At 60.1% G+C, this 19659-nt stretch carries 24 protein-coding genes and 1 tRNA gene; 13 read left to right on the top strand and 12 right to left on the bottom strand.

The window, feature by feature from the left end; genetic code table 11:
* Position 1: 1 nt before the first annotated feature.
* A complete protein-coding gene (locus AC1DXO_RS15875) occupies positions 2-703 on the top strand; it encodes an HAD-IA family hydrolase (RefSeq protein WP_476979143.1) in 702 nt (233 codons plus the stop codon).
* On the opposite strand, the gene AC1DXO_RS15870 is transcribed toward AC1DXO_RS15875, so the two are convergent.
* Complete coding sequence (locus AC1DXO_RS15870) at positions 692-1072, bottom strand: nuclear transport factor 2 family protein (protein WP_476979142.1); 381 nt, start codon at positions 1070-1072, stop codon at positions 692-694. The two genes, AC1DXO_RS15875 and AC1DXO_RS15870, sit on opposite strands and share 12 nt — an antisense overlap.
* 176 nt (positions 1073-1248) lie before the next feature.
* Between AC1DXO_RS15870 and AC1DXO_RS15865 the strand changes: the two genes are divergently transcribed.
* A tRNA-Val gene (locus AC1DXO_RS15865) sits at positions 1249-1323 on the top strand.
* Between the two features lie 152 nt (positions 1324-1475).
* Here the strand turns inward: AC1DXO_RS15865 and AC1DXO_RS15860 are convergent.
* Positions 1476-2066: a hypothetical protein gene (locus AC1DXO_RS15860; RefSeq protein WP_476979141.1), complete on the bottom strand. Its 591-nt coding sequence runs from the start codon at positions 2064-2066 to the stop codon at positions 1476-1478.
* 243 nt (positions 2067-2309) lie between these two features.
* Here AC1DXO_RS15860 and AC1DXO_RS15855 point away from each other — a divergent pair, with 243 nt between their 5' ends.
* The 3 genes from AC1DXO_RS15855 to arsC are packed head-to-tail and all read left to right on the top strand — an operon-like array spanning position 2310 to position 3746.
* A complete protein-coding gene (locus tag AC1DXO_RS15855; protein WP_476979140.1) occupies positions 2310-2621 on the top strand; it encodes an ArsR/SmtB family transcription factor in 312 nt (103 codons plus the stop codon).
* Between the two features lie 10 nt (positions 2622-2631).
* Positions 2632-3327 carry an MIP/aquaporin family protein gene (locus tag AC1DXO_RS15850; protein ID WP_476979139.1) on the top strand — a complete coding sequence of 232 codons (696 nt, stop codon included), beginning with the start codon at positions 2632-2634 and terminating at the stop codon, positions 3325-3327.
* A complete protein-coding gene (gene arsC, locus AC1DXO_RS15845; protein WP_476979138.1) occupies positions 3324-3746 on the top strand; it encodes an arsenate reductase (glutaredoxin) in 423 nt (140 codons plus the stop codon). Before AC1DXO_RS15850 ends, arsC begins: the two co-directional genes overlap by 4 nt.
* Positions 3747-3759: 13 nt before the next feature.
* Here arsC and arsN2 read toward each other — a convergent pair whose 3' ends face one another.
* From arsN2 to AC1DXO_RS15830, 3 genes are read right to left on the bottom strand one after another with little or no spacing between them, the layout of a single operon-like run.
* Positions 3760-4188, bottom strand: coding sequence for an arsenic resistance N-acetyltransferase ArsN2 (gene arsN2 / locus AC1DXO_RS15840; protein ID WP_476979137.1), 429 nt, complete (start codon positions 4186-4188; stop codon positions 3760-3762).
* A 35-nt stretch (positions 4189-4223) separates the two neighbouring features.
* Positions 4224-5264 (bottom strand): glycoside hydrolase family 43 protein, encoded by a 1041-nt coding sequence (locus AC1DXO_RS15835; protein ID WP_476979136.1) that lies wholly within the window; start codon positions 5262-5264, stop codon positions 4224-4226.
* Between the two features lie 2 nt (positions 5265-5266).
* Positions 5267-7069 carry a monovalent cation:proton antiporter-2 (CPA2) family protein gene (locus AC1DXO_RS15830; protein WP_476979135.1) on the bottom strand — a complete coding sequence of 601 codons (1803 nt, stop codon included), beginning with the start codon at positions 7067-7069 and terminating at the stop codon, positions 5267-5269.
* Positions 7070-7218: 149 nt separating this feature from the next.
* Here AC1DXO_RS15830 and AC1DXO_RS15825 point away from each other — a divergent pair, with 149 nt between their 5' ends.
* The 7 genes from AC1DXO_RS15825 (at position 7219) to AC1DXO_RS15795 (ending at position 13359) form a co-directional block, all read left to right on the top strand.
* Positions 7219-8025, top strand: coding sequence for a glycoside hydrolase family 16 protein (locus AC1DXO_RS15825; RefSeq protein WP_476979134.1), 807 nt, complete (start codon positions 7219-7221; stop codon positions 8023-8025).
* Positions 8026-8044: 19 nt separating this feature from the next.
* Entirely contained in the window at positions 8045-8782 is a 738-nt protein-coding gene (locus AC1DXO_RS15820) for a class I SAM-dependent methyltransferase (RefSeq protein WP_476979133.1), read from the top strand.
* A gap of 56 nt (positions 8783-8838) precedes the next feature.
* Positions 8839-9672 carry an N-formylglutamate deformylase gene (gene hutG / locus AC1DXO_RS15815; RefSeq protein WP_476979132.1) on the top strand — a complete coding sequence of 278 codons (834 nt, stop codon included), beginning with the start codon at positions 8839-8841 and terminating at the stop codon, positions 9670-9672.
* A gap of 18 nt (positions 9673-9690) precedes the next feature.
* Positions 9691-10626, top strand: a complete 936-nt coding sequence (locus AC1DXO_RS15810; RefSeq protein WP_476979131.1) for a bifunctional 5,10-methylenetetrahydrofolate dehydrogenase/5,10-methenyltetrahydrofolate cyclohydrolase — start codon at positions 9691-9693, stop codon at positions 10624-10626.
* Entirely contained in the window at positions 10626-11849 is a 1224-nt protein-coding gene (locus AC1DXO_RS15805) for an NAD(P)/FAD-dependent oxidoreductase (protein WP_476979130.1), read from the top strand. Before AC1DXO_RS15810 ends, AC1DXO_RS15805 begins: the two co-directional genes overlap by 1 nt.
* Positions 11850-11983: 134 nt before the next feature.
* Positions 11984-12703, top strand: a complete 720-nt coding sequence (locus tag AC1DXO_RS15800) for a CoA transferase subunit A (protein WP_476979129.1) — start codon at positions 11984-11986, stop codon at positions 12701-12703.
* A gap of 2 nt (positions 12704-12705) precedes the next feature.
* A complete protein-coding gene (locus tag AC1DXO_RS15795; RefSeq protein WP_476979128.1) occupies positions 12706-13359 on the top strand; it encodes a 3-oxoacid CoA-transferase subunit B in 654 nt (217 codons plus the stop codon).
* Between the two features lie 318 nt (positions 13360-13677).
* Here AC1DXO_RS15795 and AC1DXO_RS15790 read toward each other — a convergent pair whose 3' ends face one another.
* The 6 genes from AC1DXO_RS15790 to AC1DXO_RS15765 form a co-directional block, all read right to left on the bottom strand.
* Positions 13678-14283 (bottom strand): GNAT family N-acetyltransferase, encoded by a 606-nt coding sequence (locus AC1DXO_RS15790; protein ID WP_476979127.1) that lies wholly within the window; start codon positions 14281-14283, stop codon positions 13678-13680.
* Between the two features lie 2 nt (positions 14284-14285).
* Positions 14286-14984 carry an ABC-type transport auxiliary lipoprotein family protein gene (locus AC1DXO_RS15785; RefSeq protein WP_476979126.1) on the bottom strand — a complete coding sequence of 233 codons (699 nt, stop codon included), beginning with the start codon at positions 14982-14984 and terminating at the stop codon, positions 14286-14288.
* The gene (locus AC1DXO_RS15780; RefSeq protein ID WP_476979125.1) at positions 14981-15916 is read right to left on the bottom strand and encodes an MlaD family protein; all 936 of its coding nucleotides are present in this window, start codon (positions 15914-15916) and stop codon (positions 14981-14983) included. Before AC1DXO_RS15780 ends, AC1DXO_RS15785 begins: the two co-directional genes overlap by 4 nt.
* 13 nt (positions 15917-15929) lie before the next feature.
* Complete coding sequence (locus tag AC1DXO_RS15775; protein ID WP_476979124.1) at positions 15930-16847, bottom strand: ABC transporter ATP-binding protein; 918 nt, start codon at positions 16845-16847, stop codon at positions 15930-15932.
* Positions 16847-18007: an MlaE family ABC transporter permease gene (locus tag AC1DXO_RS15770; RefSeq protein WP_476979123.1), complete on the bottom strand. Its 1161-nt coding sequence runs from the start codon at positions 18005-18007 to the stop codon at positions 16847-16849. Before AC1DXO_RS15770 ends, AC1DXO_RS15775 begins: the two co-directional genes overlap by 1 nt.
* A gap of 119 nt (positions 18008-18126) precedes the next feature.
* Positions 18127-18378, bottom strand: coding sequence for a DUF3253 domain-containing protein (locus tag AC1DXO_RS15765; protein WP_476979122.1), 252 nt, complete (start codon positions 18376-18378; stop codon positions 18127-18129).
* A 24-nt stretch (positions 18379-18402) separates the two neighbouring features.
* Here AC1DXO_RS15765 and AC1DXO_RS15760 point away from each other — a divergent pair, with 24 nt between their 5' ends.
* Positions 18403-18831 (top strand): PaaI family thioesterase, encoded by a 429-nt coding sequence (locus tag AC1DXO_RS15760; protein WP_476979121.1) that lies wholly within the window; start codon positions 18403-18405, stop codon positions 18829-18831.
* A gap of 192 nt (positions 18832-19023) precedes the next feature.
* Here the strand turns inward: AC1DXO_RS15760 and AC1DXO_RS15755 are convergent, their stop codons facing one another.
* On the bottom strand, positions 19024-19638 hold the full coding sequence (locus tag AC1DXO_RS15755) for a glutathione S-transferase family protein (protein WP_476979120.1): 615 nt from the start codon (positions 19636-19638) through the stop codon (positions 19024-19026).
* Positions 19639-19659 lie beyond the last annotated feature (21 nt).

Raw genomic sequence — 19659 nt, 5'->3', positions numbered from 1 at the left:
TATGAGACCGCAAATGGACCTGAACGGCTATATTTTGGCGTTTGACCTCGATGGCACCCTGGTCGACAGCGCGCCCGATATTATCGCCGCCCTGAACATCGTGCTCCAGGAACAGGGAATTATCCCCTTCCATCTCGATGAAGCCCGCCCGATGATCGGCCGCGGCGCCATGGAACTGGTGCGGCGGGCCTTTAAACTGGCCGGCGCGCCCCTGGCGCCCGAAGCCGAGGCGCCGTTGCTGGCGCGGCTGCTGGACCTGTATGAACGCGATATCGACACGCTTACACGGCCGTTCGAGGGCCTGGATGCGGCGCTGGACGACCTGGCCGCCGCCGGCGCGCGGTTTTGCGTCTGCACCAATAAACACACGCGGCTGTCGAAGCTGCTGATCGAGAAGCTGGGCCTGACCTGGCGCTTCGGCACCAATCGCGGCGCCGATTCCGGTGTCCCGAAAAAGCCGGCGGCCGATCATCTGCTGGCCTGTATCGATGACATGGGTGGCGATATCGCCAAGGTGATCATGATCGGCGATTCCGAAACCGACCTGCTGACGGCGCGCAATGCCGGTGTGCCGTGCATTCTGACGACGTTTGGCTATAGCGAACATCCGATCCGCGAGCTGACACCCAATGTGTTTATCGATCACTACAGCGAACTGTCAGCGGCGGTTAAGGCATGTGTCGCACGTTCATCAGCCGGCTGAACCCGTTGGATTGACGGCATCTGGCGGATAGGTACCGTGGCCTTCCACGACCAGACCGCCGTCGAATTTCAGCACTTCGCTAACCCGGACACCCTTTTGGTTCCTGTAAAGAATGACCAGGTGATCGATGCCAACAAACACGTCTTCAACCGTAAAATGCAGATCGGGGATCAGGCGTATTCCGGTCGCCCAATAATCCCGAATGGCGCCCTTGCCAACGAGCTTGCCACCACTTTCCGGCAACAGCCGACGCGCAAATGGTGAGGTGAATACGGCATTGTCATGAAAATGGCCAAGCACCTTCTCGATGTCGTGCGCGTTCCAGGCTTCAACCCATTGCGTCACAAAGTCTTTCGGATCGACGTTCACTAGAATTACCTCGACTGGCCATTTATGCGGTTCAAGCCTATGGCGAACGCTCTCCCAAATCAATCCATCCGGCGTCCCCTGCCCCGAGCGGTCGTGCGCAAAGCCACAAAAGCGCGACTTGCCTCTTGCACCTTGGGTTTTGACCGGCTAATAGGCCCGTTCCCTGCATATGGTTCGGACGCGTAGCTCAGCGGGAGAGCATTCGCTTCACACGCGAAGGGTCACAGGTTCAATCCCTGTCGCGTCCACCATTTCCATATTTTCTGCGAAAATCTGAAAACGGTTTTCTGGCTTGGCGCTCAGGGCCGAAGGCCCTTGGCGGCGCGCGGCCTGCGCTCCCACTTGGTCGCTAGTCGCTTCACTCCGGTCCCCAGCCTTATCCGCCGGGGTCCACCATTCCTTACTAAAACGGACAAGGGGGCGGCCGCTTCAGGATTGTCGTCCAAAGGTGTACCGCCGCCAGGTAAAACCAGTCGATATCGCTATCTGATTTCCAACCCCTTATTGTCGGCGCGTAGCTGACAATATTCCGGATATCCACGGACGCCAATTCATCATCAGCCGGTGCGTCCGGGTAAGCCGTCCGAAGGTCCTGATAGGTGGCGATTTGCGAGTTCGGCGCCACAATCGCGTCATGAGCCAGTCTACGCGCCGCCAAACCAATGGTCTCGATATCTGTTTTGAGCTGTCGCAAGACCAGTTCGTCGATCTCAAAGAAAACGAAGGTGAAACCCGGACCGGTAAAAATGGTCGCAGGGACAGGAGACGGGATATTTTGTCCCGTTTCTTCCAGAAATTCGCGACGCGCTTCCGCCTCAGGCTGCTTCGTATTGATCGTTGCGCCACCGGGAAAGGCGGCTTTCAGGGCACCGTTCAGGAGTTGTCCAGGCCGTATGATAGCACCGTTACCCGTGGAGAAAAATACGCCGAAGTCGGATTTGGTAAAGACAAGGATATTGCCCTTCAGGTCGAAACAGACGGCATAGATTTTCATGACACATCCCTTTGGAAAACGGCAAGGACTTCGTTGTCTCTTGGATCGGCGGACCAAGGCCAGCAACCTTGGCAAATTTTCACCGATTACACAACATTCAGTTGCCTCCCGCCATCCGTGCATTAGGTGTCAAATCCAACACCATGTGCACCTCTGAGCATGCGCTGATCCCGCCGCTCATGGCGGCTTGACCGAGGCAAAAGAATCCATTAATCGTGATATATGGATAAAAAGATTGCACTCATGGCTTTCGACGCCCTCGGCCAGGAAACCCGCCTGGACGTTCTGCGCCTGTTGGTACAGGCCGGGCCGGAAGGCATGCCTGCCGGCGAAATCGGTGAGCGTCTCGGCGTCAAGCAAAACACCATGTCGGTCAACCTGAAGATCCTGGCGCAATCGGGATTGATCGCAAGCACGCGCGATGGCCGCGTCATCCGCTATGCCGCTGACTACAATGCCATCCAGGGCCTGGTGTTGTTTCTGATGAAGGACTGTTGCGGCGGGCGCGAGGCATTGTGCCAGCCGATCTTCGATCAAATCGCCTGCGGCTGCTGAAATGGGGCCCATGTTGTCTACATCACGTAAGCTATTTGCCGAACTGCTCGGCACGGCCTTGCTACTGACCATCGTTGTCGGTTCAGGCATCATGGGCGAGCGCCTGGCCGGCGGGAACACGGCGATTGCCTTGCTCGGCAACACGCTCGCTACTGGCGCCGGGCTTGTCGTGCTCATCACCATCTTCGGCCCCATATCGGGGGCGCATTTCAATCCCGTGGTGACGCTGGCCTTCGCTGCCAGGCGCGACATCGCCGTCAATCTCGCTGCCGCTTACATTGTCGCGCAAGTGGCAGGCGCGGTACTGGGCGTCTATGCCGCCCACGAAATGTTCGGCGAGGCCCTCATTCAGGTGTCGACAAAGTTGCGCGACGGCCCTTCCCTGGCTTTCTCGGAAGGCGTTGCGACCTTCGGCCTGATCGCCACGATTTTCGGCTGCATCAAGTTCAAGCCGGACTTCACGTCGATCGCGGTCGGGCTCTATATCACGTCGGCCTACTGGTTCACGGCCTCGACCTCATTTGCCAATCCGGCTGTCACCTTTGCGCGTAGTCTGTCCGATACCTTCGCCGGTATCGCGCCGTCATCCGTGCCGCTCTTCGTCGCCGCGCAATGTGCCGGTGCGCTTGTCGGGGTCATCGTCTTCGCCTGGCTGCTGACCGAAAGTCATGCCGCAAATCCTGTCAACCCGAGTGCCGAGCCATGACCGTTACCATCTATCACAATCCCGAATGCGGCACGTCGCGCAACGTGCTGGCCGTGCTGCAAGCTGCCGGATACGAACCGAATATCATTGACTATCTGCAAACCGGCTGGCAGCGCGAACAGTTGGTGAACCTGTTCGCCGCGGCGGGCCTCACTCCGCGCACCGCCCTGCGCGAAACCAAGTCGCCGGCCAAGGACCTGGGCCTGCTCGATCCTGGCGTTTCGGAGGGCGCGCTGCTGGATGCGATGCTCGACCACCCCGTCCTGGTGAACCGGCCGATCGTGGTCACCGACAAGGGCACCAGGTTGTGCCGTCCGTCGGAAACGGTGCTCGATCTCATCGACCGCTATCCGCCGGGACCGTTCTTCAAGGAAGATGGTGCGTTGATGATCAACGCGGAAGGGATACGCGTTGGATAGCCGCGCCGCGACATTACAGCGTCTTTGAAAGGCACGCGGCGCTGGCCGGGCATAGGCTGGCAAATTCCTCGGAACCCGCCATGTCGGCAGGCGCGTCCTGCCGCTGGCGCAACTGCCAGCCCAGATGTTCAAAGAAACCTGCCGCCGTCGTGGTGAGCAACCAGGCTTCCTGAAGTTGAACGGCCCTGGCCTGTTCCAGCGTTTCGGCAACGAGTGCGGCGCCGTAGCCGCGCCCTTTGAACTCCGGCACCACGACCACGGAGCGCAACAGGGCGGCATTACCGTAAAGTTCGATGCCGGCAAACCCTAAGGCATGTCCGTCTCGACTCAACATCCAGAAACGTTGATGCGGCTTTCCGAGATCGCTATGCGGCAATCCCGCCGCTTTCAGCGCACCGATGAAACTCGGATTGTCGGGAGTTATGGCGATCATGTGAGTCATTTCAGTATCATTGCCGCTTTCGTCAAGTTCAAACGTCAACCGGCAGGCAACCGCCTTGCCTCTACGCCTTCATGGGTCATCACCACCGGTTTGATCGTGCCATCGGCGTTGAAATACATATGATCGATCGCCAGTTCGCGGTGGTTGCCGTCGGTCTCAGTCAGCGGACGGCGATGATAGGCGATGTACCAATCGTCGGAGCCCGGAATATTGACCACGGAATGGTGTCCTGCCCCGCGCGCGATGGCCATGTCCTGTTGCAGGATCTTGCCGATGCGCCTGAACGGCCCGAATGGCGTGTCGCTCATGGCATAGGCAACGCTGTAGTCCGGTCCGGTCCATTCGCCTTCCGACCACATCAGGTAATAGTGGCCGCCGCGTTTGATCATGAACGGCCCTTCGACATAGTGGTCGGGCGTGATTTCCTTATAGGTATCGCCATCGTCGAACGGAATGACGCTGAGCAGATCGTCGCTCAGGCGCACGACGTTACAGTGCCCCCAGCCACCGTAATACATGTAGTAGCGGCCGTCGTCATCGCGGAAGACGAACTGGTCGATCGGCTGGGCGCCGTTGCGGATGCCGCCGATCAACGGCCGGCCCAGCGCATCCTTGAACGGCCCTTGCGGTTTGTCAGACACCGCGACGCCGATCCCGCCCAATTGGCTGTCGTTCTTGATATCGTTGGCGCCGAGGAACAGATAATAGCGGCCATCTTTCTCGACAAAGGACGGCGCCCAGACCGCATAGGCCGCCCACGACACGTCCTTGATATCCAGCACGTGGGCATGTTTCGTCCAGTGCACCAGGTCCGGCGACGAAAAGGCATCGAGAAAGGTCTGTTTGAGGAACGGCGCCCAGATATCGGGCTGGGCCCGGTGCCAGGTCTGGCCGGCTGTAAAAGTCTTCGCCGCGCCCGGAGTATCGGCGTCCGCCGACCAGGTGGGATAGATCCAGTATTGCTGCCCAACGATGTCGATTTCCGGGTCGGCGTACCAGCCAGGGACGATCGGGTTCTTGCCGTGGGCGGATGTGGCCAGGGCCGCCAAAGCTCCGGCCAGCAAAAGCATACGCATGATTATTTTTCCTCCCGGTCGCCCTGCATGATCTGTTGCAGTTCGTCGCGGCTCAGCTTGGCGAAGTTGATCAGGTCGGGTTCGCTCTCGAAAAACTCGAACGATTTCTTGAGCGATTCAACATCGTGGGCGCGGAACTTCTGCGCCTTGTCTTCCATTTCGGCGGCGGTAAAGCCCAGCGCGACCATAGCTTCGCGCGCCAGGGACAGCGAACTGTCGAGCGTCTCGCGCTGATAGTAATCGACTCCGGCGCGGTGCAATTCGAAGGCGTGGCGGCGGTTGCGCGCGCGCGCAAACACCTTCAGCTTCGGGAAGTGCTGTTTGCTCAGCTTGACGATCTCGACGGCGGCTTCGGCGTCATCGACCGCGACGATCAGCATGCGCGCCTCTTCCGCTCCGGCGGAGCGCAGCAGGTCGAGACGCGTGGCGTCGCCGAAATAGCCCTTGGAGCCGAACTTACGCAGAAGCTCCACCTGGTCCGGGTTCTTTTCCAGAACCGTAACCGGCACGCCCTGATGCAGCATGAAGCGGCCGACGACCTGGCCGAAGCGGCCGAAGCCGGCGATAATGACCGGGTTGTGCTCATTGATGGCGTCGTAGTCGCGTTCCGGCAACTGGCTCATGAAACGCGGCAGGATGAACTTGCCGTAGATGGCGATCAGGATCGGCGTCAAACCGATCGACAGCGCCACCATCAGGGTGACGAAGCGCTGAGTCTCATCGTCGATTATGTGCAGTTGCCCACCGATCAGGTTGAGCAGGACGAAGGCGAACTCGCCTCCCTGCGACAAACCGATGGCCAGGCCCAGGCCTTGCGCGCCCTTGACGCCGAAACGGTCGCCTAGCCCGAAAAGGATCACGCCCTTGACCGCCATCAGGGCCAAGACGGCGGCGATCAGCCCCAGGGCGTGGTGCTGCAGAATGGTAAAATCCATCCCCATGCCGACCGAGATGAAGAACAGGCCCAGCAGCAGTCCCTTGAAAGGCTCGATATCGGTCTCGATCGTGCGGCGGTATTCGGAATTGGCCAGGACGACGCCGGCGATAAAGGCGCCCAAGGTTGGCGACACGCCAACCAGTTCCATCAGGACGGTAACGCCGATCACCAGGGCCAGCGACGTTGCGGTAAAGACTTCGCGCAGATTGGCGCGGGCGATCATCTGGAAGACATAGCGCGAACCGAAGCGCCCGGCCAGGATCACCGTGGCGATGACGGCGACGACAGCGATGGGCTGCAGCCAGCCCGGCCAGTGGGAGATCAGGCTGTGCGTCTGTTCGAGCGACGTGCCGGCGGCGGCCAGCATGGGTATGATGATCAGGATGGGGATGACCGCCATGTCCTGGAACAGCAGGACGGCAAACGAGGTTTCACCAACCAGGGAATGGGTCAGGTTCTTTTCGCGCAGCATCTGCATGACCAGGGCGGTCGAGGACATGGACAGAGCCATGCCGACGGCCAGCGACGCCTGCCACGGAAAGCCCAGGGCGATACCGAGCGCCATAAGCGCTACGGACGACACCACGACCTGCAACCCGCCCAGCCCGACGATCGACCGGCGCAAGCGCCACAGAATGGCCGGTTCCAGCTCCATGCCGATCAGGAACATCATCATGATGACGCCGAACTCGGCAAAATCCATGATCTTGCCGGCATCGCCAACCATGTGGACGATGAACGGTCCGATAATGACGCCGGCGATCAGGTAGCCCAGGACCGAGCCCAGGCGAAAGCGCTGGGCCAGGGGCACGACGACGCAGCCGGCGACCAGGAACACAAAGACACTGAGCAGAAAATTCAAATCCATACCGCACAGCCCTTTCGCGTTCGTAGCGCACTATCTAGGGACTCGGGCGACGATGACAAGACTTAAAGATTGGGCCAGTCATCTGGAACTATGGCGTCTTGCCTGACCATTTCAAACCTGCGAACATGGATCAAAAGAGGAAATGCGTCATGAAGTACACCCTTGTCTCGGCGTTGTGCGCCCTCGCCTGCCTGGCCACGGCCGTCCGCGCCGAAGCTCCAACCGGCTACCATCTGGTGTGGTCGGACGAGTTCGACAGCGGCACCGGCCCGGATCCGGCCAAATGGTCTTACGACACCAACCGCAACAAGGACGGCTGGTACAATAACGAAGCCCAGTATTATTCCGCAAACCGCGCCGAAAACGCCCGCATCGTCGACGGCCATCTGGTCATCGAGGCGCGTAAGGACGATTTGAACATGCTGGCCGATTACGGCGGCCAACATTACAGCTCGGCGCGGCTCGTTACCCAGGGCAAGGCGGAATGGACCTACGGCTTCTTTGACGTTCGCGCCAAATTGCCGTGCGGCAAGGGCCAATGGCCGGCCATCTGGCTGCTGGGAACCGGCCCGTGGCCCAGTACCGGCGAAATCGACATCATGGAAGCCGTCGGTCACGAGCCGACGACCATCTATGGCACCACCCATTCGGTCGACTCGGTGAAAAACAATGGTCACTTCGGCGACAAGACCGAGGTCGCTGACCAGTGCACGGCTTTTCACAACTACCAGCTCGACTGGACCGAGACCGGCATTACTTTCCTGATCGACGGCAAGGCTTTTTATCATCGCGACCGCCCGGCCGGCACCAACACCGATACCTGGCCGTTCGTCACGCCGGAATATATGATCCTCAACATCGCGGTCGGCGGCAACTGGGGCGGCCAGCAGGGGATCGATGACAGCGTCTTCCCGCAGCAGATGCAGGTCGACTATGTCCGCGTCTATCAAAAATAGCCCCCCAAGAAAAAACCTCATGTCCGACCACTTCTCACGCGTCGCCACGCAGTATGCCGCCGCCCGTCCGACCTATCCGGCGGAGCTCTTCGCCTGGCTGGCCCAACAGGCGCCCGGCCATGAACGCGCCTGGGACGCCGGCGCCGGCAATGGCCAGGCCTCGGTAGCGCTCGCGGAACATTTCGACCAGGTCCTGGCGAGCGACATCAGCGCCGACCAACTGTCCCAGGCGCCGGTGCGGCCGAACATCACCTACCGTACCACCGACTACTACACTGGCCTTGCTGCCGCGTCAGTCGATCTGGTCACGGTCGCCCAGGCCCTGCACTGGTTCGATCTCGACGCCTTTTATGCCGAGGTCCGGCGCGTGCTGAAGCCCGGCGGCGTCATTGCCATCTGGACCTACGGCATGGCGCAGGTCGACCGGCCCGGTGTCAATGACGTCCTGTTGCATCTCTATAGCGACATTGTCGGTCCGTATTGGCCGGCCGAACGTGTCCATGTCGAAAATGGCTATGTCGACCTGCCCTTCCCGTTCGAAACCATCGCGGTACCACCGTTTTCCATCACCATGCACTGGAACCTGGCGCAGTATGTCGCCTACCCGCGCAGTTGGTCGGCAACCGGACGCATGATCCAGGCAAAGGGTGAAAATCCGATTCCGGCCTTCGAAGAACGACTACTTCGTTTATGGGGCGAACCCGAAACCCAACGCGACGTCGTCTGGCCGCTATTGGTGCGCGCCGGCCGCCTATAGTCGAAAGCCGCCATCTCGCGCTCGACCCAATCTGCCGCTTGACTCTGGACAGGTCGATGGGCTCAACTGAAACCATGCCAGCCAATGCTCCGACTGCGGACGAAATCCAGCCCTTCGACTTCCGTGCGGGAGACGGGCCGCTGGTCATCGCCGCGCCGCATGTCGGCATTCATCTCCCTGCCGCTATCGCCGCCACAATGAATGAAACAGGACGAGCGGTGGGCGAAACCGACTTCCACGTCCATCGCCTGTTTGACTTTGCACCAGAACTGGGTGCAGCCACATTGTTCGCCACCCATTCGCGCTATGTCGTCGACCTGAACCGTGACCCGGAGGGCGGCAATCTCTATCCCGGAAAATTCGAAACAGGCCTGTGCCCGGTCAGCGATTTCGACCAGCATCCGATTTATCCCGAGGGCCACGAACCACACGCCGGTGAGATCCTGTATCGCCGTAACACCTGGTGGCAGCCCTATCACGACCGATTGCGCCAGGCTCTCGACGATGCAGTGGCGCGTCACGGTCGCGCCCTGCTGATCGACGCCCATTCCATCCGACCGGAGATCCCGAGCCTGTTCGAAGGCCGCCTGCCCGATCTCAACTTCGGCACCAATTGCGGCCTGACCCTGAACCCCGACCTGGTCGCCGTGGTCGATGCCTGGCGTAACGGTCAGTCACAGTTCAGTCATGTGCGCGACGGCCGGTTCAAGGGCGGCTATACCACCCGCCACTATGGCCGGCCCGATCAGGGCATCCAGGCGCTGCAAATCGAGATCGTGCAGGATTGTTACTTGAATTCGGACACGCCTCACCTGTATGACGCCCGCAAAGCCGCGCCACTGAGTCAAGCCCTGCGTCCGCTTGTCGAAAGCCTGCTCGCGGCGCTTTAAGCTAGATAAAGAGGCTGCATGCTGACCAACCCATCGCCGAGCGAACGCGTCCTGTCGGAACGAGGCAATATCATCGACGGCGCCGATTATGCTCGCCGCCTGCGCGAACGGCTGGCGGCCCACGTTTCCAATTTAAAGGAAGTGTCCGGCAAGACACCCTGCCTGGTCGTCGTTATAGTCGGCGAGGACCCGGCCAGCCAGGTCTATGTCAAAAGCAAGGGCGAACAGACCCAGGCCATCGGCATGGAATCGCGCACCATCCGCCTGCCCGATACGACCTCGGAATCGGAACTGCTGTCGCTGATCGACGGCTTGAATCGCGACCCGCTGGTCAACGGCATACTGGTACAACTGCCCTTGCCGTCGCACATGTCGTCCCTGAAGGTCATAGACGCCATCAATCCGGACAAGGATGTCGACGGCTTCCACGTCGAAAGCGTCGGCCGCTTGAGCGTCGGCCTGCCTGGCCTGGTATCGTGTACACCGCTGGGCTGCCTGATGCTGCTGCAGGACGCGACAAAGACCTATGGCGACACCTTGAGCGGTAAGAATGCCGTCATTGTCGGTCGCTCCAACATCGTCGGCAAGCCGATGGCACAACTGTTGCTGGCCCAGGATTGCACCGTCACGATCGCCCATTCCAAGACGAAAAATCTGAAAGACCTGTGCCTCGGTGCCGATGTCCTGGTCGCTGCCATCGGTCGCAGCAAGTTCATCCCCGGCGACTGGATCAAGGACGGCGCCTATGTCATCGACGTCGGCATGAACCGCGAGGTGATCGACGGCAAGCAAAAGCTGTTTGGCGATGTCGATTTTGAAACCGCCAGGGAACGCGCCCTGGCCATTACGCCGGTGCCCAAGGGCGTCGGACCGATGACCATTGCCTGCCTGCTCAACAACACGCTTAAGGCCTTTTGCCTGCAAAACGGCCTCCCCGTTCCGGACGGCGTCTGATGGTGGGCGGTGTCGTCATCGTCGGCGCGGGCCATGCCGGCGGCGCGGCGGCGGGCTTCCTGCGGCAATATGGCTATACCGGCGCCATTACCCTGATCGGCTCAGAACCCTATCTGCCCTATCAGCGTCCGCCCTTGTCGAAGGCCTGGCTGAAGGGCGCGGCGTCGCTCGACGATTTGTATCTGCGCGGCGAAAATTTCTATCCAGATCAACAGATTGCGACCACGTTGAACGAACGTGTGAACGCAATTTCCCGCGAGAACACGCTTGTATTAACCTCCGGGCGGACGATTGCCTTCGATCACCTGATCCTGGCCACGGGCTCAAAAGCACGGCCGTTCGATATCCAGGGTACGCACACCGTTCCCTACCATCTTCTGCGCACGCTTGACGATGCGGAACGCCTTAAAGCCGCCCTGCAACCCGGCCACCGCATCGGCCTGATCGGCGCCGGCTATATCGGCCTGGAGGTCGCAGCCTCGGCCCGTCATCTCGGCTGTGAGGTGACCCTGTTCGAGCGGGAAAGCCGCATCCTGGCCCGTGTCGCATCGCAAGCCCTGTCGCAATTCTATACCGACACTCACCTGGCGCGTGGCGTACGCATCGTCACCGAAGCCTTTGTCAGCGAGCTGTCGCTTGGTGAAGGCGACGAGAAGATCGTGCACCTGGAAGATGGCCGCACCCACGCCTTCGATCTGCTGCTGGTCGGGATCGGCGCTCTGCCGGCCGACGATCTGGCGCAGGGCGCAGGCCTGGTGTGCGCCAATGGTACCGTCGTCGATGAAGAGGCGCGTACCTCCGTAACGAATATTTTTGCCATCGGTGACGTTACATCGCGCACCCTGCCCTTCTATGACGGCCGTTTCCGCCTCGAAAGCGTGCCCAATGCCCTGGAACAGGCCAAGCAGGCGGCAGCCGCCATCACTGGCTACAAACCGCCTGTGGTCGAAACGCCATGGTTCTGGTCGGATCAATATGAATACAAGCTGCAGATCGCCGGGCTGTTGCGGCCCGACACGCGATCTGTCGTGCGTGGTGATTCTGCCACCGGCGCCTTCAGTGTCTTTCATCTCGATGGCGACAACCGGCTGAAGACCGCCGAATGTGTCAGCCGGCCCGCCGATTTTATGGCTGCAAAGCTGTTGATTGCCAAGGGCGTGGCGTTGGACGACGCCGTCGTCGCTGACGCCGAGGCCTCCTTGAAACCCTATCTGCAAAAATAGCTTTCGCAGCGCACAAATATGCGCTTAATTCCCCGCGCAAGCGACAAATTGGAATTTCAACGATCGTTTAAAATTCCACATGACAGGCCGTCGCAAAGCCGCTACACGACCGCATAATTTACAAGAGGGACATCATGCCGACCTCAGCCACTCCCAAGATATTTCCCGACGCTGCAACGGCGTTGCAGGGCCTGACCTTCGACGGCATGACCGTCATGTCCGGCGGTTTCGGCCTGTGCGGCATACCGGAAAACCTGATTGCTGCCCTGCGTGATTCCGGCGCTAAGGGCCTGACGGTCATCTCCAACAATGCCGGTGTCGACGGTTTCGGCCTGGGTCAGCTGCTGACCACGCGTCAGATCAAAAAGATGATCAGTTCCTATGTCGGCGAGAATAAGGAATTCGAACGGCAGTTCCTGGCCGGCGAACTGGAACTGGAATTCAATCCCCAAGGCACCCTGGCCGAACGCATACGCGCCGGCGGCGCCGGTATTCCTGGCTTTTACACCGCCACGGGCGTCGGTACCGTGGTCGCCGAGGGCAAGGAGATCAAGCGCTTTGGCGATCGCGACTATGTGCTGGAAACCGGCCTGATCGCCGACCTCAGCATCGTCAAGGCGTGGAAGGGCGATGCCCGCGGCAATCTGGTTTTCCGCAAGACGGCGCGTAATTTCAATCCGATGATGGCGACCGCCGGCAAGATCTGCGTTGCCGAGGTCGAGGAGATCGTCCCGGTTGGCGCGCTGGATCCCGATAACATCCACACGCCCGGCATCTATGTCGACCGCATCGTGCAGGGCACCTTCGAAAAACGTATTGAACAGCGCACCATCCGCGCCAAGGAAGAGGCGTAATCATGCCCTGGACACGTGATCAACTCGCCGAGCGCGCTTCTCAAGAGCTTAAGGACGGTTTCTACGTCAATCTGGGTATCGGTATTCCGACCCTGGTCGCCAACTACATCCCCGAAGGTATGACCGTTACCCTGCAGTCGGAAAACGGCATGCTGGGCATGGGCCCCTTCCCGACCGAGGACGAGATCGACGCCGACCTGATCAATGCCGGCAAACAGACCATCACCGAACTGGATGAGACGAGCTACTTCTCGTCGTCGGACAGTTTTGCGATGATCCGTGGCGGCCATATCAACCTGACCATACTGGGCGCCATGGAAGTGGCCGAGAACGGCGACATCGCCAACTGGATGATCCCGGGCAAGCTGGTCAAGGGCATGGGCGGCGCCATGGACCTAGTCGCCGGCGTCAAGCGCGTCGTCGTCGTCATGGAACACGCCAACAAGCATGGCGAGTCGAAGATTTTGAAGGCCTGCACCCTGCCCCTGACCGGGACGCGCGTGGTCAATCTGATCATTTCGAACCTGGGCGTGTTCGAGGTCAAGCCGGACGGTTCGGGCCTGACCCTGATCGAACTGGCGCCCGACGTGACTCTCGATGAGATCGCCGCCAAGACCGAAGCCGCCTACGATGTCGCGCTGACAGTTTCCGCCTGACCTGAAGCCCGAAGGGCCTGATGAACTACCAACGTTCTGCGCCAGACGCAGAGGAACGCCCAGCATCTGGCTGTTCGTGCTTTTCGTTTTTTCGTGCTTTTCGTGGCCAAAAATTCCACCGCAAAACGTTACTTATTCACTGAGTTGCGCTGACAGATTTCTATCGCTTTGCCGCAGTTTCCATGTCACTGACGATGGAATTTATGGCCACGAAAAGCACGAAAAAACGAAAAGCACGAACGTTGCGGCGTTAGTCCAGCTCATGAGGCATCGATGGTATGTATATGAAAGCGCCTTTCAGGCGCGGCAGAATGACAACTAACGCAGCACCGGGATATGGGGCGAGGCATCCAGCGGCAGTTTGCCCAGCAGGCGCGGATCGTCATGGATCTCCACCATCCGGGCATAGGGCACGAAGCCCGAGCGGATATAGAAGGGCACGGCTTCAGGGCTGTCGAACGTGCAGCTATGCACCCACAGGCGGCTGATCCCGCGCGCCCAGGCACGGCGTATCGCTTCATCGATCAACATGCGTCCCAGGCCCTTGCCGACCGCGCCCGGAACCAGGCCCAAGAACGCCAATTCGCAAACACCCGAACCTTCGAAATGCAATTCCAGTATTCCAGAAATGTCTCCGTCCGTCCGAAAACGGAACGAATCGCGGGCTGGGTCGGCCAAGACCGCCGACAGTTGCGCATCCGGCATCAACAGGCGCGACGTCCACATCCATGGCCCGCCCACGGCGCGAAACAGGTCGCGATAGCCGTCGAGGTCGGTCGGATCGACGCGCTCCAGTTCCAGACCGTCGGCAAACGGCGCCATGGTGCGCTTCGGCGGGGCCAGCATCTCCAGGCAGGTCACCAGATTGACCAGCTTGGTGTTGGGCAGGTCGTAATAGCCGTCGGCCAGGTCGAACACAGCCACGCCTACAGACCCTCGACCTTCTGCTTGCCGTCTTTCGGCAATTCCGTCATCGGCGTTGCAGGCGGCGCCAGCGGCGACAAGGTCTCCTGGCTGAAACCGATCAGGGCGGCCACGGCCTGGCTGGTGGCCTTGCTATAGGCGTCGGCCGTCATCGACATGTCGCTGCGCTTCACTCCGATATCGGCCGTGATAAAACGCTGATTGATCACAGTGCGATCGCTGACGCGCGTGATGCGCGCATCCAGGGCGATAGAAACGGTCGGCTTATTGTGGCCGTACACCGTCTCGAAGCGACGAACCGCAACATCGAGCCGGTACGGCGCCGAAGACGGGCCGCGCGGTTCCAGGTGAATATTGTTACCGCCCCGTGCAAAACCTTCGCTAACCGCGGCATAGAACAGGGCCTGGGCCGGCGCCGACCAGCGAGCTTCGGACACATAGGCGACCTGATTGTCTTCGATGGTGACAATACCGTCGCCGGCGCTGCCCGGCGGGAAGATCACCGTGCCGAGCGTCACGGCCACCGGCACGCCGGTCGCCGACGCCGCGGGCGCGTCCAGCAAAGCCTGGTCGTAGCCGAAGCGATAGAGTTGCACGGGCTTGGTCTTGGGCAGCAGATTGATGCAGCCGCCAAGGCTGAGAGCAGCCACAGTCAGTGCCAAGGCCGCCGCGCCCTTTGTCAGGTGTGCATAGCGTCTCATTGGTTGACCTTTCTTTCCTTGGCGACCGGTTTGACGATCAATTCCTGCGGACTCTGTTGAACGGAATCAACGAGGGTTTTTAGCGACTGCGCAGCTTCGTTGAGGTTGTTGAGGCTTTCCTGCAGTTCCGGCAGCGTCGAGCTCTGGACCTGGTCGATCGGCGCCTTGAGGGAATCGGCGACGACCGCGACATGGTCAGCGGCGGTAGCCAGTTTATCGGTCGCCGCGTTGATCTTCTCAAGCGTTTCCGGCATCTGGCTGCCCAACACGCCATCCGTCGTATTGGCCAGTTTGGTGACGGCGTCAGCCGCCTGTCCGGCGCTGATGATCGCCTCATGGGCATCATCGATCATCTGCTGCCGGCTTTTCAGGTCCTCAGTCACGGCCTGCAGATTGGACAGTGTGTCGGAGAAGCTCTTGATATTGCGGTCCGACAGCAGGCGATTGACCCGGTCAAGGCTCTCATAGGTCTTTTCAACAACCGAGCCTGAGCCCTGCAACAGCTTTGACAGCGCGCTTTCTTCCGAACGGATGACAGGCGGCGGTCCGCCTGGTTTACGCCGCAACAGAGGCGACGCCGCGGAGCCCGGCGAAATCTGCATATACAGCAGGCCCGTAATCCCCTGGGGCTGCAGGGTCGCCACCGAGTCGGCACGTATGGGTGTTTCCGAATCGAGCTTGATGCGGGCAAACACCTGATGGGTATTGGCCTTGCCCAGTCGCAGATTGGTCACTTCGCCGACCTTGATGCCGTTGAAATGGACTTCGGAGCCCTTGTTCAGCCAGTCGACCGGTTGATTGAATTCGACGTCATAGACGCCAAATTCCTGGTTGACGTCGAACTTGATGAACCAAAAGGCGAAGCCAAGCAGAATCAGCGCCATGATAAAGGTGATCAAGCCGACAAAGGCGTAATGCGCCTGACGTTCCATGCAGCGTCTCCCTCTACGACTTGACGCGCCCTCTGGGCCCATGAAAATACTCATGAATCCAGGGGTGATCGGATTTTTCCAGCACCTCTATGCGGTCCTTCAGCACCACGCGGCGGTCCGCCAGAACGGCGATCTCGTCACAGATGGCATACAGACTATCAAGATCGTGCGTAATCATAAAGACCGTCAGGTCGAGACTGCTGGCCAGGTCGCGGATCAACTGATCGAAGGCCGCGGCCCCGATCGGATCCAGGCCGGCCGTCGGCTCATCGAGGAACAGCAGTTCAGCGTCGACCGCCAGGGCGCGGGCCAGCGCCGTGCGCTTGATCATACCGCCCGACAGTTCCGACGGCATCAGGTCGGCCGCGCGGAGCGGCAAGCCAGCCATCGACATTTTCAGCAGGGCGATCGATCGCGCTTCACGCGGGCTCAGCCGGGTAAACTCCAGCATCGGCGTCATGATGTTTTCGGCGACACTGAGGGTCGAGAATAGCGCCCCGCCCTGGAACAGCACGCCGGTCTTGGCACGGATGGCCTGGGCTTCCGCCGTCCTGGCGCCGGACAGCTTCTGGCCGAACAGCCAGATTTCGCCGCTCACCGGCTTTTGTAGCCCCAAAATCGAGTTCAGCAGAACGGTCTTGCCCGAGCCGGACCCACCGACAATACCCAGGACCTCGCCGCGTTTGACGACCAGGTCCAGATCCTCATGGATGACGTGGTCGCCAAAACTGTTGTTCAGCCCTTCGATGACGATCGGATCGTCGCCCTGCCCGTTGCGCGGTTTGGCGACATGGTTGAGGCTCAGCTTTTGGCGCGGCTTTCCGTCCTTCGAATCGCCACCTTCCGGTGGCTCAGCACCCGCCAGGTCATGGGCATCCGGCGCTTCGGTCGGGGGCTTTTCAGTCGGCGTTTTTTCATTGTCGTGGCTCATCAGAAGGTGAACCCGTTGAACAGAATGGCGAACATGGCGTCGAGCATGAAGACCAGGAAGATCGACTGGACGACCGCTGTCGTCACCTGACGACCGAGGCTCAGGACGTCGTCCTTGACATTCATCCCCTGCCAGCAGCCGACAATGGCGATCGTGGCGGCGAAGAATGGCGGACGGACGATGCCGACGAAGAAATTATAGAACGGAATATAGTCGTGCAGGCGCTGGAGGAATATCTGCGGCCCGGCGCCCAGGCTGCTCCAGATGGCCAGCATGCCGCCGAACATGGCGGCAATCGTGGCAATGAAGGTGATAAAGGTCGACATGAAGACCAGCGCGATCAGGCGCGGGACGATCAGGGCTTCGTACGGATCGATCCCCATGACGCGCATGGCGTCGATTTCCTGGTTCATCTTCATGGCGCCGACTTCGGCGGCAAAAGCCGAGGCCGAGCGGCCTGCCAGCAGGACGGCAGTGATCAGCGGGGCGAATTCACGCAACGAAAAGACGCACACCATGTCGATGGCAAAGATACCGCCGCCGAACTGCTGCAGCTGCAACACGCCGATAAAGCCGATCACGGCGCCGATAAAGAAGCTGGTCAGGGCCACGATGGGCACGGCATCGATGCCGGCGCGCTGCATGATATTGACCAGCGAGGCCCAGCGGATCTTGGTCGGACGGCCCAGCGACACCATCAACTGGGCGATGATATGGCCCATGAAAATCGACTGGGCGATAAACCCGCGCTTGAAGCGCATGGTCATCTGGCCCAGTTGAACCAGGCCGAAATAGATGGGATGCAGCCAGAACTTCGGTTTTTCGGGATTTTCCAGCGTGTAGGTGGTGATGTCCGGCGTGTGATCGCCAACGATGCGATAAAGTCGGGCGTAGTTGTCCTGGCCGGTAAAGATGTCGCCGTGCAACCGGTCGCCGATCGCACCCCGCAGCAGATAGGCGCCGGCCGTATCCAGGGCCTCGATATTCTCGCTGGCCACCGTCACGGCCGTGTAGGCTTTCAGGGCATTACGTAATCGATCAGCGAGCCCTTCGATGCTCGTGACAATCCACTGGCCTTTCGGTCGCAGCACAGCCGTGCCGTCTTCCCCGGCTTCAACCGCGAAATCCGCCTTGTGCGCTTTGGTTTTGGCCTTCGGCATCAGGGATTAGAGACTCACTTTACAAGCCTGTTCCGGCTCGACCTCATACATGTCGTAAATTGATAAAATGGCAAGAGCGAAGCCAAAAGAAGGCGTACAGATCGGTTCAACTTTTGGATCTAAGCCGCATTATCGGTCAGGCGCAGGCGATAAATGCCCTTGATGCCTTCCAGCTCGACCGGCTTACCCTTGCGAACCAGTTCGATTCGCCCCTGACGCACCAGGCTGGTGATGACGGCCCGGACCTTGGGAAGTTCGCGTTGCCAGTTGTCCGTGCTGACGGCCTTGGCAACATCGTTAGGGCTTATGGACTCGCCTTTACGCACCTGCGATAAGAGCGACAAAAGTGTCTCTTCTATAAGTTGGGACATGGTGTGCCTTTCGGAGTGCGTAGGATGAGCAGTGATGAATTCGCCGGCTGGCAGAGGGCCGAGCCCGGCGACACCTTTAACGGCCTGATTGGCGCCTACTACTACGATGCGTCCGATCCCGCCAAGGTAAAGGTGGCCTTCAAGGCGGAAAAACGCCATCTCAACGGTGGCGGCAGCGTCCATGGTGGCTGTCTGCTGACCCTTGCCGACACGTCCCTGTTCATCTTCGCCATCCCGTATCTTGGCGAAGGCGCCGCCGTGACGCTGCAACTGGACGCACAATTCCTGTCACCGGGCCGTGAGGGCGACATCATTATCGCCACTGGCGACATTACTCGCGCCGGCAAGACGGTGATCTTCGGCCGGGGCGAACTTCACTGCGGAGACCGGCTGCTGATGAGCTTTACGGGCATACTCAGCCGCAAGAAGTCCCGCCCGCAAGGCGACGGTTAAGCAAGGATTGGAATCCACAGATTACACCGATTACACAGATTTTTTCAGAGACTTATCACCGGCATTTGCGGCTTACCACCTTCCCCTAAGGATCGCTTCGCGATCGCAAAAAGCCGCTTAACAGCACCGGCGAGGGCTCGCTAAGGCTCTGAAAAAATCTGTGTAATCGGTGTAATCTGTGGATCGCCCTTCTTAAATCCCAAGTTGCGAAGCCCGCGCGCGCAAGGCAGTAAGCCACCGTCCCAGGTTCACCAGATCCTTGGCCGGTCGGAAACGGGCGATTCGGGCAAAGTCGAACGCACAGACCGCGATGATGTCCGCCACCGTCAGCCGTCCGGCGCAGACAAACTCCCGTCCTGCCAGATGCGCATCCAGCTTCGTGCAATAGTCGCCGGCAAAGCCCAGCATGTGCTCCGCGACCGCCGGATTAGGCGCCTCAAGCACCGCCAGGGCGGGCACCTTCATCCGCGTCCCCAGCATCAGTGGCGTCGCCAGTTGCTGTTCCAGCCGCCGCGTCCACATCTCGATCTCGGCGATCTCGCGCGCATCACGGCCAAACAGGTTCGGTTCCGGATACAGGCTTTCAAGATAACGCCCGATCGCCACCGATTCGGCGATGACCGATCCATCGTCCAGTTCCAACACCGGCAAGCCCGCCGCGCCGGACCGCGCCACCACCTCATGGCTGCGATGTTCCAGCCCCATAAGATCGACCTGGACCAACGCGATATCGCCGATCCCTTTCTCGGCCATGATCCAGCGCACGCGCCGCGGATTGGGCGCGTAGTCGGCGACGTATAACTTCATGAGGCGCTCCTGAGTTTCTTT

The sequence above is a fragment of the Asticcacaulis sp. P2_C5 genome (genome assembly GCF_056404555.1).
Note: the sequence above shows the minus strand (reverse complement) of the source record. Positions and strands in the feature narration are given on the sequence as shown.

Excerpts from the sequence above, each read along its gene's own strand:
- AC1DXO_RS15805 (WP_476979130.1), top strand. The coding sequence starts at position 10,626 with ATGGTGGGCGGTGTCGTCATCGTCGGCGCGGGCCATGCCGGCGGCGCG.
- arsN2 (WP_476979137.1), bottom strand. The coding sequence starts at position 4,188 with ATGACTCACATGATCGCCATAACTCCCGACAATCCGAGTTTCATCGGT.
- AC1DXO_RS15875 (WP_476979143.1), top strand. The coding sequence starts at position 2 with ATGAGACCGCAAATGGACCTGAACGGCTATATTTTGGCGTTTGACCTC.
- arsC (WP_476979138.1), top strand. The coding sequence starts at position 3,324 with ATGACCGTTACCATCTATCACAATCCCGAATGCGGCACGTCGCGCAAC.
- AC1DXO_RS15855 (WP_476979140.1), top strand. The coding sequence starts at position 2,310 with ATGGCTTTCGACGCCCTCGGCCAGGAAACCCGCCTGGACGTTCTGCGC.
- AC1DXO_RS15860 (WP_476979141.1), bottom strand. The coding sequence starts at position 2,066 with ATGAAAATCTATGCCGTCTGTTTCGACCTGAAGGGCAATATCCTTGTC.
- AC1DXO_RS15775 (WP_476979124.1), bottom strand. The coding sequence starts at position 16,847 with ATGAGCCACGACAATGAAAAAACGCCGACTGAAAAGCCCCCGACCGAA.
- AC1DXO_RS15760 (WP_476979121.1), top strand. The coding sequence starts at position 18,403 with ATGAGCAGTGATGAATTCGCCGGCTGGCAGAGGGCCGAGCCCGGCGAC.
- AC1DXO_RS15795 (WP_476979128.1), top strand. The coding sequence starts at position 12,706 with ATGCCCTGGACACGTGATCAACTCGCCGAGCGCGCTTCTCAAGAGCTT.
- AC1DXO_RS15820 (WP_476979133.1), top strand. The coding sequence starts at position 8,045 with ATGTCCGACCACTTCTCACGCGTCGCCACGCAGTATGCCGCCGCCCGT.
- AC1DXO_RS15785 (WP_476979126.1), bottom strand. The coding sequence starts at position 14,984 with ATGAGACGCTATGCACACCTGACAAAGGGCGCGGCGGCCTTGGCACTG.
- AC1DXO_RS15835 (WP_476979136.1), bottom strand. The coding sequence starts at position 5,264 with ATGCGTATGCTTTTGCTGGCCGGAGCTTTGGCGGCCCTGGCCACATCC.
- AC1DXO_RS15780 (WP_476979125.1), bottom strand. The coding sequence starts at position 15,916 with ATGGAACGTCAGGCGCATTACGCCTTTGTCGGCTTGATCACCTTTATC.
- AC1DXO_RS15830 (WP_476979135.1), bottom strand. The coding sequence starts at position 7,069 with ATGGATTTGAATTTTCTGCTCAGTGTCTTTGTGTTCCTGGTCGCCGGC.
- hutG (WP_476979132.1), top strand. The coding sequence starts at position 8,839 with ATGGGCTCAACTGAAACCATGCCAGCCAATGCTCCGACTGCGGACGAA.
- AC1DXO_RS15800 (WP_476979129.1), top strand. The coding sequence starts at position 11,984 with ATGCCGACCTCAGCCACTCCCAAGATATTTCCCGACGCTGCAACGGCG.
- AC1DXO_RS15810 (WP_476979131.1), top strand. The coding sequence starts at position 9,691 with ATGCTGACCAACCCATCGCCGAGCGAACGCGTCCTGTCGGAACGAGGC.
- AC1DXO_RS15755 (WP_476979120.1), bottom strand. The coding sequence starts at position 19,638 with ATGAAGTTATACGTCGCCGACTACGCGCCCAATCCGCGGCGCGTGCGC.
- AC1DXO_RS15850 (WP_476979139.1), top strand. The coding sequence starts at position 2,632 with ATGTTGTCTACATCACGTAAGCTATTTGCCGAACTGCTCGGCACGGCC.
- AC1DXO_RS15765 (WP_476979122.1), bottom strand. The coding sequence starts at position 18,378 with ATGTCCCAACTTATAGAAGAGACACTTTTGTCGCTCTTATCGCAGGTG.
- AC1DXO_RS15770 (WP_476979123.1), bottom strand. The coding sequence starts at position 18,007 with ATGCCGAAGGCCAAAACCAAAGCGCACAAGGCGGATTTCGCGGTTGAA.
- AC1DXO_RS15825 (WP_476979134.1), top strand. The coding sequence starts at position 7,219 with ATGAAGTACACCCTTGTCTCGGCGTTGTGCGCCCTCGCCTGCCTGGCC.